Raw genomic sequence first — 12,098 nt, forward strand, 5'->3', positions numbered from 1 at the left:
GGCAAGGTGCTGAGCGCATGTTTAATAAGCTGGGGAGTAATGTCGTCTCCGGCTTCGGCACAGCGCTATATCGTTCCCTTCGATAGCGTCGAGTGGCAGTTCACGGAATCTGTCGATATGTGTGAACTGAACTCTTTCGATCCTCATACTGGCTTTTCAGTGCAATTCATCTTGCTGGCAGCAAGCCCGATGAAAGTCAGAGTGGAAAAGCGAGGTGTGCGCTCACTGCCGACCTCAACGTCATTCAATACGACTGAGCCGGTATGGGGAACGTCTCGGTCTTACACCACAACCACCATTGAAAGAGTCAACAAGCAAGGGGCGGCGCTGGTGACTGACGATGGCGCCACCTTGATGCTGGATGATATGGCGAGTGGCGCTTGGTTTAACGTCAATGCGATGGACTTTGATGTCTATTTCCCAACCACCAACTTTAAGCCTGCTTTAGAGCAATTTAATGAATGTCGTTATGGCTTGCCGCCTGTTAATTTCCAACATGCGCGTCGAGTCGAACTGCGCTTTCAACAGGGCGCGGTGGATCTCACTGAAGGGCAGAAGCGCACCATCAACGACATCAGCACCTTGGTCAAACGAGATTCGAGAATCATTAAAATTCTGATTGATGGTTACACCGATAATTCCGGTGATTCCGTCGCTAATTTGCAACTTTCAAAGCAGCGAGGATCCGACGTTGCGCAGTGGTTTATGGGCAATGGTGTGTCAAAGCAAATGATTGAGATACGTGGTCACGGTGACCGTTATCCAAAGTACGACAACACGACTCAACAAGGCCGGGATAAGAATCGTCGTGTAGAGATTCGGTTAGTGAGCAAGTGATGCAACCGCGAGGGTAAACAATGGAAAAGATGACTGCAGTCCAGATGCAACAAGCCATGTTAGGGAAGATAGAGCAGCAACAAGAGGTTGCCAGCAATCCGTTCTCTAACCAAGCCGTCACGGGAGCCATGGTGAGGGGCATTACGCATGACAATCACACGGTAAATCCGGTATCGGACAATTCACTGGCGTTTAGCAATACCTTGAAAAGTGTGCTCGATACAGTGGATAGATACCAGTCTCATGCATCTGAAAAAATCACCGCTGTTGAGTTAGGAAAAAGTGATGATTTATTGGGGGCGACGGTCGCATCTCAGAAAGCCCAGCTCTCATTCAATGCATTAATGCAAGTGCGCAACAAGATGGTGTCTAACTTCCAAGACATCATAAAAATGCCAATTTAGGCTAGGGATCAGCGATGGCAGGAGAAGCAGAAACTCAACCCGCGTTGACCAACAACATGGGAGCCGCCAAAGAGAAGCTCACGGAGGCCTCTGGCTGGCTCACCATGTTTTGGCAGAGTTCACAGCGCAACGTCATTATCATCACTATTTTTGCGACGATCACAGCGGCGATCATCGTGATTATGTTGTGGACGTCATCGGAAAGGTTTAGACCCCTCTATAGTAAATCGGCAAACTTCGATTCTAGCCAAGTGCTGCATATGTTGGACGAGGAATCAATACGTTACCAGCTGAGTCAGGACGATGGACAAATACTGGTGCCTGAAGGTGATGTCGCCAAGATCCGGATGATATTGGCGTCGAAAGGCTTAAAAGAACAATTGCCGAGTGGTTTTGATTCACTGGATAGCTCAAAGAGCCTTGGCGAAAGTCAGTTTATGGAAAATGCTCGTTATCGCCATGCTCTAGAGGGTGAGCTAGCACGCAGTATTACTACCATGAGTGCCGTGAGTTTGGCTCGTGTTCATTTAGCGATACCCAAAGAAAGCTTGTTTATGCGTGATGACGCTGAGCAGCCGAGAGCCTCTGTGATTGTGCATATTATCAATGGGATGGACCTTAAGCCGACGCAGGTTGAGTCAATCATTAACTTGGTGTCTGGTGCGGTGATAGGGCTTAAATCGGAACACGTGCGAGTGGTCGATCAACACGGTCGTTTGTTATCGAATGATGCGACAGTTGGGGACATTACCGTGACAACTGGCAAGCAATCTGATTACAAGCGCAACCTTGAAAAAAACTTGGTTGCTCAAGCGACGGACATGCTGACTCCGATTCTCGGTGCGGCTAATTTTCGAGTGCAAATTGCCAGTGATATTGATTTCTCTAAGGTGGAAGAAACAGAAGAGATCTACGCCGATCCCGTGGTGCGAAAAGAGACCTTACTGAGTGACATGAACGAGTCGTCGATGGCGCTCGGGATCCCGGGGGCATTGAGTAACACCCCCCCCGTGACCGATGGAGAGCCTCAACCAGAGCCCAACGCCAAGGTTAATCGAAGTGAAACATCGCGTGATTATGCGGTGAGCGGCAAGGTTCGCCATACTCAGCACCAGCAAGGTGTATTGCAAACCCTATCAGTCTCTATTGTGGTCAACGATTTAGCGAACCCCAATCAAACTTGGACACCTGAAGAGCTTACTAATGTTGAGAATGTGGTTCGTTCGGCCATCGGTTTTAATACTGAGCGCGGCGACAGCATTCACATCACTCACTTCCCTTTTGTGATTGCGAGTATTCCAGAGCAAGCTCCGATAGCTTGGTTTGAGAACACGCATATCATGCAGCCTCTTAAATATCTGCTAGGTGTGATGCTCAGTGGCTTGATGATCATGGTGGTGCTGCGACCTCTCGCTCAATACCTCACTAAGTCAGCGGAGCAAGAAGAGCTGGAAGCGGAAAGCATGGAATACGATGACGTGATAACCAAAGAGGAGCGTGCCGCTGATGCTGCATTGCAATCCAAACTGGATTCCTTAGGTATTGATGCAACCGGTATTAAAGCGCTCGATGACAACCTGCCATCTGCAGATAGCCCACTCGAAGTTCAAATTAAACACCTCAAGCTAATCGCAAAAGAGGATCCGAATAGGGTAGCTGAAATTTTACGTACTTGGATACAAGCATAACGAACCAAATAAAAGTCAGTAGGAGAAGGTGCATGGATGGCAAACAAACCTATCAATCAGTGGATGGCGTCGCGATGTTGGTGCTAACGATGGGAGAAGACATCGGTTCTGAGGTACTGAAAGGCTTCACCCATGAAGAGATAAAACAGATCACGCACGCCATGAGCAAGATGAAGGACATTAAAGCCAAGGATGCCTTGGTCTCTTTGTCGGGCTTTTTTGATGATTTTCGTAAGCACTCCGGGATTCTCGGCGGAACACGACAATACATCACCAATGTGTTGGAAAAGACGTTAAACGGTAATTTGGCGAGAGACCTTGTATCGGAGATTTATGGTGACGAGATCCGTTCACATGCTGAGAAGCTGGCGTGGATTCCCCCGGAGCTCTTGGTTAATGACCTAAAAAAAGAGCACATCAACCTGCAAGCGTTGTTGATTGCCCACCTCCCTTTGGAATACAGCGGCCGTGTGATGGATGAATATGAGGAAGAAGAGTGCCACGCGTTAATATTGCAAATATCTAAGACGCAGGTTCTCACGTCGGGTCTGATGGAGACGCTCAAAGACCTTATCGATCGCTGTAAAATCAATTATCACAGTGGCGGGTCTGCTAGCTTGCAAGGTTCGAAAGTGGTCGCGAACCTCATCAATCGTTATTCCGGTGACAAAAGCAATTTATTCCAATTCCTTCATGATCAAGACGCTGAAGCCGCAGAGCTGGTGGAAGAGGCTATGTTTGATTTCTTCACCCTATTCAATCAAGACCTAGAGACCATCAACCTGATTAACGAAAGAGTCAGCCTAGAGCAATGGGCTTATGCTCTGAAAGGTACCAATAAAGATTGCCGCCTTTACATCATTAACTCTATGCCACAACGGGTATCGACAGAGCTTAAAGAGAATCTGGTGCGCATTGGTGCGGTGCCAGTCAGTCAGGTTGAGCAAGCACGCAAAGATATCATTGAAATCGTCAAACAAATGCAATCGGAAGAGATCATCAAGCTGAACTTTGCTAATGAGCCAAGGTTGACCTAATTGGAGAGGCAGTATGAAACTCACGGGTATTACGCAGCGCAAGAATCAGGTGAATCCGACAACGACAGGGAAGATCAAGAAGCCAGAAAAGCTGACCAGCAACAAGCCGAATAATGCACTCATTAGACAGCAAATGGTGCAAATGAACTTGCAAGAAAGACCTAAGCTGATTGCTGAAGTCGCAGACTCTCACAAAATGTACAGCAGGCTCATGATGGCTGGGGAAGTGCTACGAACCGTGGCGAGTGAATTGATTAAGCTGCGCCAATTAGCAGAGCTGAATCAATACAGCCCAGAGCAAGCTAACCACATCGATGTGATTAAGAAAAAATTGGTGTTTTGGAGCCAGAAAAGATTGTTTGGTGACTATGTGGTGGACTCAAGCTTTGCACCGATTCAAGGCGATAACCCTTTTATCGAATTTACGATTCCGGGGCTCGACTTACAGCGAGAGCGGTTTCGTGATGAGGTTGTCTCTCTGTACATCAATAACCGCTTGATACCGTTAGCGTTTGAACGCTCTGAAGACAGAGAGGTATTGTTAGAACAATTCAAGATGATGTTTGCTTATGCGCATTTGCAGCTCAGAATTAATGCACAACAAGAGTTCGTGATCGGCATTCGAGACCAACAATGGCGTTTATGGGATGGGCAGGTCTTCGTTTCCGGGCAAGGTGGTCGGTACGCTGCAGGACCACCGATTGCGGTGCAGGTTCAAGCTCGCTATCCAGTGTTGGACGACATCAGTCGCTTGTTGGTTAATGAACCGGGCTCGAATCAACAAATCGATGCCTTGCTTGAACGGGTCAATAAACTGTATTTGGCATTATCGAAAATGTTGAAAATGAAAAGGCAAAAAGCTGATCAGCTTATCGCGTTTTGTTCACACCCTGAGTTGCACAAATTAGGCAGTTTTAAACATCAGTTAGTGAGTAACCCAGAGCTGTCGCTGAAGTCAATTCATCGCGGCTTTAGTGGGCCAACCAGAGACAATGTAATCAAACTATTGAGAAAAAGGTGAAACAGAGACGAAATACTGCCGTTATAGTTAATTAGTAGTGCAGCAAAATGGGTAGGCAGAGATGAGTCAAATTAAGGTCGACAATGTAAAACACGTTGTGCCTCATACTCAGGTAGATGTGGTTCAAAACAAAAAGACAGAGCCGGATCAAAAAGCGAAGGTGAAGCCGATTAACCTCTCTCAACATGAGGTGGAGTTGCTCGATAACACCAAGAGCCTTTTTGACGGTGTTGAAGATATCGATACGGCTAAAGTCGAGCAGATTAAAGCGCAAATTTCCGCGGGAGAGTTAGTGTTTGATATGGATGAACTAGCGAAAGTCATTACGAGATTGGATCATGGAACGTAGAAGCGACCTGATTGGTTACATTACTTATGGTCAACATGTGTTGGCTTTGTCAGGCGAGTTGTCCGCACGTCTAGATGACATCCGTGTGGCGATATTAAACCGCGAGTATCAGAAGCTGGAATCGCTCAATCAAGCGATCACATCACTGACTCAACGGCTAGCAGACGCTGACGATAAGCGATTTGCTCTGGCCAAGCGACTGGGGTGTGAAGACAGACAGTACGCAAAAAGTATGCAGGCTCGGCTCAAAGGAAAAGCACTACAACGTATTCAAACTTTGGATACGGAAATCGAGCTGACCATCAAGCAGTGCAAAACTAAGTTGGCGCGCCAAGGCAGTGTCATGGTGATGCAGCATCAAGCAATGGAAGAGGCGCTTGGTAAGCATCAATTAAGGGTCAATGTTTAGGTTGAGGCGGTGTATGGCTAAGTTATTAAAACTAGCTAGCACATGCCTGTTGGCCCTTGGTTGTGTGACCAAGGTGAGTGCAGAAGTCGGCAACATTACTCTTGAACAACAACTTTCTACTCAAATCCAATCGCTGATTGAACAAACCATTCGTTACCGTTACCCCCAACAGTACCAATTGGATATTCAGATCCGCTTTTCTCGAGCCATTCATCAGTTACCACAGTGTAGCGAGTCGGTTGAAGTCACTCATAGAAGTAAAATCAAGCTTGGCAAACAAAAGTGGAACGTGCGCTGTGAGTCTGAGAGGTGGACTCTTTCAGCAACCTCAACGTCGACAATAACCGTCTGGACTGCGACAGCCAATAAGGCGCTTAAGAAAGGCCAAAGACTGACGCATGATGATATTGCGATTGAACCGATCAAACTCTACAAAGATCAAAAAGTGTTCTTCAAGGCTAGTGAAATCGCTGGCAGCAAAATCAAACGCTCATTGAACAAGGGAGATTTGTTGACTACTTCTTCCATGTATTTGGATTATGACGTTGAAAAGGGGCACGCTGTGGATGTGGTTTTTCAATCGAAAAGTATCCGTTTAGAAACGTTAGGAATGGCGTTGGAAAGTGGGCTGGTAGGCGATACGGTCTCAGTTAAGAACCAACAATCTGGAAAGTTGTTACGCGGAGTAGTCATTGAAAAAAATAGAGTTCGAGTATTCTAAATCCTCCCGTAATCTACGTTTGTATAGTAAATCACCACGCCATGATAATAATTTTACAGTGTGATTATCTGGCTCTGACTCTTCACCAGACAATGACATAGAATTCATTCACCGCTGAAATATCACTAATTTTAATCCTTATTATGCCCTCCGATACAAAAACATAATTAAGGAAAGACAATGAAAATCAAAGCAGTGGTAATGGCAGCAACAACCGTGGTGACACTCTCAGCGTGTAAAGAGGAAGCTTCTGCCCCTACTCTTGCCAACATTACGTTAGTTGAAGCCGTCACTAAATCGGTCAAAACGCCTCATCAGGTTTGCCACAATGTGCTGGTTACTCGACAAGCTGAGGTGAAAGACGAAGCCAAGATTATAGGCACGATCGGCGGCGCTGCTGCTGGGGCTGCTTTGGGCAACCAAGTTGGAGGTGGCTCAGGAAAAACCATCGCAACAGCCGTTGGCACGGTAGCAGGTGCAATGACAGGGCGTAAGATTCAAGATAACGCACAGAAAAACGATACAATAACGACCACCGAGCAACGCTGCAGCACCGAATACACCACATCGACACAAGTTGATGGATACGATGTGACTTACGAAATCGGCGGTGCCTCAACGACCGTACGTTTGGCTAAAAAGCCAACCACAAACACTTTCCCGATCGTCTCTGGTCAGGTTGTCTTGCCCCAATAGGATGAATAGATTCCCGCCTGTTGAATGGAGAACTCATCTTTCGTCAGCGTGTTTTACCATTCATTGGCTTAGCGGGAAGGTAAATGGATACAGAAGTTCATCAATAGGCTTTCTTGAGCTTGGATGGGCTTCTTTCTTGCCTCTTATGACTTATTCCACATCCCCCAATACGTTCAACCCATACTCATTTGGGATCTCGTTGTAACTCAGCACAATCAGCTCTTTGGCAAAGGCTTTTGCTAACTTGGCGATCATTGGGCGTGTCGTGGGCGGCACAACTATGACTGGCGGCAGATTTTGGCTCTGCATGGTTTGTACTATGGTCGGCATGCGATTTTGGAACTTTTGCAAGATAGTCGGTTCAACAGGAATCGAGTCGAGAGGAATATTGGGATCGCTTTGCTGGCTCAAAGAGATCGCGCCTTTCAATTCACCTTCTAAGGTTGCTCCAATAATGAAAGCATGGATGGTCTTGCTGTTTGGTGAGATCAAATTGACGATGGTTCGTTTTAACGCGACCCGAATATTTGAGGACAGCAAGATTGGGTCTTTTATGGTGTCGACGCTTTCAATAATGGTATTAGCGATGGTCCTTACGTTAATGATAGGCACTTGTTGAGCCAGTAACTGACGGATGACCTGCATTTGTAGGTTCGGGCTAATGACGTTTGCTAGGTTCTCTGCAAGCTCAGGATGCTGCATAGCAAGTCGTTGGTTGAGGGCTTTTACATCATCGTAATTGAAGATGTTGTCTAGGTGTTCGCTGCATACTTTGCTGACGTGGGTCGCGATAACATCATGTACTTCAATGACCTGAAATCCATGGTTGATCGCCTTGGTTTTGTCGCCTTTTTTAATCCATAGGGCTGGAAGCTGATAGGCAGGGTCGATACCAACAATGCCATCCAGGTCTGGGTGGTCAATATGGTTGCCGACTGCCATCGCTTTATCGGCATACACCTCACCACGCTCAATCTCATCACCATCAATGCTAATGGCGTACTCAGAAGGCTTGAGTGAAAGGTTGTCGGTGATCACCACTTCTGGCATCACAAAGCCTATTTGTTCACTGAGTGTTTTTCGGCTACCACGGATGCTTTTAATCAAATTGCCGCCCTTTTGTGAGCTCGCCAAAGGAACCAGCTTGAAGCCTAACGACAAAGCGATCACATCGACGTTGGGAATAATGCTCCAATCGATGGTGTTTTCTTGGTGGGGCTGAGGAAGCGTATCTAAATCGGGGCTGGTATCGGGTGTCACATGCTGAAATTTCGATTGTCTCCAGCCGACGAACGCTAGCAAGACGGCAAAGGTATAAAAGGCTAAGTGTGGCATGTTTGGCACGCTACCGATAACAAACATAACCCCTGCTGCCATGTATAAGTTGTTCGGTGACGCAAGTAACTGCCTTTTCACCGTCTGCGCCATGTCGTTATCGTTGTCACTGATTCTCGTCACTATGATAGCGGCAGAGGTGGCCAGTAACAGCGATGGAATTTGTGCAACTAGACCATCACCAATCGTTAGTAGGGCATAGGTTTGAAAAGCCGCTTCTGCGCTGAGGTTGTGCTCAAAAATGCCTATCAGCACCCCACCTATTAAGTTGATGAATAGAATCAATAGCCCCGCAATCGCATCACCACGAACAAACTTACTGGCACCGTCCATTGCTCCATAGAACTCAGCTTCTTCTCCTACTTCTAAGCGTCGAGTTTTCGCTTCTTTCTGATCGATTGCGCCTGCATTTAAGTCGGCATCAATGGCCATCTGTTTCCCTGGTAGGGCATCCAGAGTAAAGCGAGCAGATACTTCGGAGATCCGTTCGCCCCCTTTGGTGATAACCACAAAGTTAATGATCATCAAGATCACGAACACTACGATACCGACAACGTAGCTCCCGCCGATAACCACTTCACCGAAAGATTGAATGACCTTACCTGCGGCGTCTCCGCCATTGTGACCTTCGAGCAGAACAATACGGGTAGAGGCGACGTTAAGAGTTAATCGAAGCAAGGTTGCGACAAGTAATAGTGATGGAAATATAGAGAAATCAAGCACTCGCGAAACGGTGCTGCTGACCAGTAAGACAACAATGGCAAGCATGATGTTAAAGGTAAAAAACGCATCCAATAGAATAGGTGGCAGCGGCAAAATCACCATCGCCAAGATCATGAGCAACACAATTGGAATTGTTAGCCTTGCAGCCACTGCATTAAATACGTGTCTCATAACAACCATTATTATGAATATTGTTGATTAATATACTAGGATATTTTTACGCACTTCTCATTTTTGAGTCTTGCTATTTTTAAATTTAGTGATCTTTTTTCGAAAAATATGAAATGAAAATTTTCCTCTGTCGTTAACAGTTAGTGAACAGCAAACACAGATGGGGAACATCAGATGGCTATATCAGTACATACAAATTACGCAAGCTTAGTGACTCAAAATACATTGCAGTCGACCAACAATGCGTTAACCAAATCAATGGAAAAACTGTCTACCGGCTTTCGAATTAACTCAGCTGCGGATGACGCAGCGGGTTTGCAAATTGCTAACAGATTAAATCTTCAAAGCCGAGGCTTGAATGTCGCAATGCGAAATTCACAAGATGCAATCTCTATGATGCAAACGGCAGAAGGTGCTCTGGATGAGATGACCAATATTGCATACAGAATGAATGATCTAGCTACACAAGCTGCCAACGGTACAAACACTTTTGCAGATCGAAGTGCGATGCAGTCGGAGTTTGAACAACTTGCTGGGGAACTTGGAAACATCTTTGAAAATACCAATTTTGGTGGTCGTTCCTTGTTTGCAGGGACCGATCCAAGTTCATTCTCTTCAGGAGCGGTCTCTTTTCAAATTGGTTCAACAGCGACAGAAACGTTGAGTGTGGATCTTTCTTCAAATGCAGATGCTATCGGTCAAGCCCTTGATGCATTTGGCTGGGGGAATCAAGCATTAGCGCAACTTGATGCCAACGTTGTTGCTGAAAGTGGTGGTGGTGATCTCGCAGGAACATATAGCAGCTATTCAGATTTACTTAGTCAAGCTGAAGCTGGAACGGGTAGTGCAGTTGCTGATTTAGCGCTCGCGGATGCCTGGGATGAAACTACGACGACAAATGGTGCGGCTTTTGGTGGTTTCACTGCATCCAACTATGGCGGAACAGCGCCTACTGCGGGTACAACTCTATCTAGTGTTTATGCCGCTTCTTCAATCGCCACGCAGTCGAGTGCTGGTGGGCAAATAACGAGTCAAGCCGGTTTTATTAGTGAGTTAGGCAGTACTCGTGCACAGTTTGGTGCGAACATTAATCGATTGGATCACACCATTACCAATTTAGGCAATATGACTGAAAACTTGGATGCATCTAAAGGTCGAATCATGGATACCGATTTTGCCTCTGAGTCTGGAATGATGAGCAAACAGCAAATGCTCATGCAATCAGGTGCTTCTATGCTGAGTGCATCGAAAATGGTGCCGCAGTTGGCGATGAGCTTATTGGGCTAGTTTGAGCAGTAATTATTTACGCAGTAACGGCTATAGATAGCCGACCACTAGGAGGGTAGAGCTGTACCTCCTATAGAATTAAGGGGAGGGGTTATGAACGTTGACGCGGTTCAGTTAGCCAGCAATTTTGCCAGTTTAGATGTGCAGCCATTTGAGTTTCGTTATAACCAAAAGCTGTCGATGATCGTTTCTAAAACATCCGCTATCGGTAAAGTTAAAACGGCCCTTCAATCTCTCGAAAACAAGATCTATGAATTCACGAAATCGGGCTCAAGTCTCACTCAAACGTCAACCTCGACATCGAGTGATGACTATTTCTCTCTCTCCGTCGACTCTGGTGTGAATGACATCAACTTAGATGTTTTTGTGCAACAGATGGCTTCCAATCATCAAGTGGTTTTTGATGCTAATTCAGTTGATTCAAATGATGTGATGGCGTCGGGGGGCGTATTTTCTGTCACTCAAGACGGCGTTACTACAGACATCAATATTATGGATGCAGACACTGACGTAAGCGGTGATGTCACGTACAGCGAGTTTGTCAGTTACTTTAATGATCAATTTGACGGTTCTATTCAAGCTACTCTCGTTAAGTCGCAAGGGGCGATGAAAGTACTGTTTGGTTCTGAAAATGAAGGTGCTGATGCTGCTTTTACTTTGTCTGCAGATGCAGCAAGCGGTTGGGACACAGTTGTCGCGACAGCAAGCGCTGCACCTATGCAAACCGCCCAAGATGCGGTGATCGCACTCGGTGGTGAGTTTGGCACTCAACTTACTAACTCAAGTAATACCTTTGAATCGCTCATTGATGGGGTCGACCTTACGCTGACTAAGGCGAACAACGCCGGAGATTCAGCAACAAAGATTGAAATAGGTGATGATCTTTCTGCCACGGTGGCCTCCTTACAAGAGTTTGTCGATGCTTATAACAGCGCCGTTACCGAGATCACTAACCTAACTGCCTCTGGTAATGAGGATGAGGCAAGGGGAGTGTTGGCCTCAGATAGCGCAGTGCGCAGTATTGAAAACCAATTGGCTAGCGTTATTCGTGATGATTACAACGGTACTCGATTGTTTGAGTTAGGGCTCGAAATCGACCGTGATGGCAAGCTCAGCCTGGACTCCAGCAAATTTGAAAGTGCGGCAGCGACGGTCGATTTTGAAACGCTATTTACCGGAAGTGGTGGAGTTTTTGAAGCATTTGAAAGCAAACTTGAAACCTATATCGACTTTTCCAATGGCTCCCTGAATCGACGAATAGATACGCTCGACAATGAAAAGAGCCGCATTAATGACGCCTTAGCGGCGCTCGACACTCGCTATGAGACTTACTACAACCGTTACTTGTCTCAGTTTACTCAATTGAATTCACTCAGTAGCCAATTGGATTCGGTATCGGGACTTTTCACGATTTAAGGAG

General features: G+C 46.3%; 12 protein-coding genes. 11 read left to right on the plus strand and 1 reads right to left on the minus strand.

Translation table 11 applies throughout. The features are described from left to right. The first annotated feature begins 39 nt into the window (after positions 1 to 39). From OH460_RS01855 to OH460_RS01895, 9 genes are all read left to right on the plus strand, one after another. Positions 40 to 837, plus strand: a complete 798-nt coding sequence (locus OH460_RS01855; RefSeq protein ID WP_269994531.1) for an OmpA family protein — start codon at positions 40 to 42, stop codon at positions 835 to 837. Between the two features lie 29 nt (positions 838 to 866). Further along, positions 867 to 1,241, plus strand: a complete 375-nt coding sequence (locus tag OH460_RS01860) for a flagellar hook-basal body complex protein FliE (protein ID WP_086968991.1) — start codon at positions 867 to 869, stop codon at positions 1,239 to 1,241. A gap of 14 nt (positions 1,242 to 1,255) precedes the next feature. Further along, the gene (gene fliF, locus OH460_RS01865) at positions 1,256 to 2,929 is read left to right on the plus strand and encodes a flagellar basal-body MS-ring/collar protein FliF (RefSeq protein WP_269994534.1); all 1,674 of its coding nucleotides are present in this window, start codon (positions 1,256 to 1,258) and stop codon (positions 2,927 to 2,929) included. Positions 2,930 to 2,961: 32 nt separating this feature from the next. Further along, positions 2,962 to 3,966, plus strand: coding sequence for a FliG C-terminal domain-containing protein (locus OH460_RS01870; RefSeq protein WP_102423986.1), 1,005 nt, complete (start codon positions 2,962 to 2,964; stop codon positions 3,964 to 3,966). A 13-nt stretch (positions 3,967 to 3,979) separates the two neighbouring features. Continuing rightward, positions 3,980 to 4,987 carry a hypothetical protein gene (locus tag OH460_RS01875; protein ID WP_061031953.1) on the plus strand — a complete coding sequence of 336 codons (1,008 nt, stop codon included), beginning with the start codon at positions 3,980 to 3,982 and terminating at the stop codon, positions 4,985 to 4,987. Between the two features lie 61 nt (positions 4,988 to 5,048). Beyond that, positions 5,049 to 5,336, plus strand: a complete 288-nt coding sequence (locus tag OH460_RS01880) for a flagellar biosynthesis anti-sigma factor FlgM (protein ID WP_008223385.1) — start codon at positions 5,049 to 5,051, stop codon at positions 5,334 to 5,336. Beyond that, positions 5,326 to 5,745, plus strand: a complete 420-nt coding sequence (locus tag OH460_RS01885; protein ID WP_269994540.1) for a hypothetical protein — start codon at positions 5,326 to 5,328, stop codon at positions 5,743 to 5,745. The genes OH460_RS01880 and OH460_RS01885 overlap by 11 nt, the downstream gene beginning before the upstream one ends. Positions 5,746 to 5,758: 13 nt before the next feature. After that, a complete protein-coding gene (flgA, locus tag OH460_RS01890; RefSeq protein WP_269994541.1) occupies positions 5,759 to 6,466 on the plus strand; it encodes a flagellar basal body P-ring formation chaperone FlgA in 708 nt (235 codons plus the stop codon). 180 nt (positions 6,467 to 6,646) lie between these two features. Next, the gene (locus OH460_RS01895; protein ID WP_171368036.1) at positions 6,647 to 7,162 is read left to right on the plus strand and encodes a glycine zipper 2TM domain-containing protein; all 516 of its coding nucleotides are present in this window, start codon (positions 6,647 to 6,649) and stop codon (positions 7,160 to 7,162) included. 150 nt (positions 7,163 to 7,312) lie between these two features. Here the strand turns inward: OH460_RS01895 and OH460_RS01900 are convergent, their stop codons facing one another. Continuing rightward, a complete protein-coding gene (locus OH460_RS01900) occupies positions 7,313 to 9,400 on the minus strand; it encodes a flagellar biosynthesis protein FlhA (protein WP_269994544.1) in 2,088 nt (695 codons plus the stop codon). A 165-nt stretch (positions 9,401 to 9,565) separates the two neighbouring features. Here OH460_RS01900 and OH460_RS01905 point away from each other — a divergent pair, with 165 nt between their 5' ends. Together OH460_RS01905 and fliD are read left to right on the plus strand one after the other, a co-directional pair. Next, positions 9,566 to 10,678 carry a flagellin N-terminal helical domain-containing protein gene (locus tag OH460_RS01905; protein ID WP_269994546.1) on the plus strand — a complete coding sequence of 371 codons (1,113 nt, stop codon included), beginning with the start codon at positions 9,566 to 9,568 and terminating at the stop codon, positions 10,676 to 10,678. A gap of 93 nt (positions 10,679 to 10,771) precedes the next feature. Beyond that, a complete protein-coding gene (gene fliD / locus OH460_RS01910; RefSeq protein WP_269994549.1) occupies positions 10,772 to 12,094 on the plus strand; it encodes a flagellar filament capping protein FliD in 1,323 nt (440 codons plus the stop codon). The last annotated feature ends 4 nt before the right edge of the window (positions 12,095 to 12,098 follow it).

It is taken from the genome of Vibrio sp. Makdt, assembly GCF_027587015.1.
In the GTDB taxonomy this organism is placed as follows: Bacteria; Pseudomonadota; Gammaproteobacteria; order Enterobacterales; family Vibrionaceae; genus Vibrio; species Vibrio chagasii_B.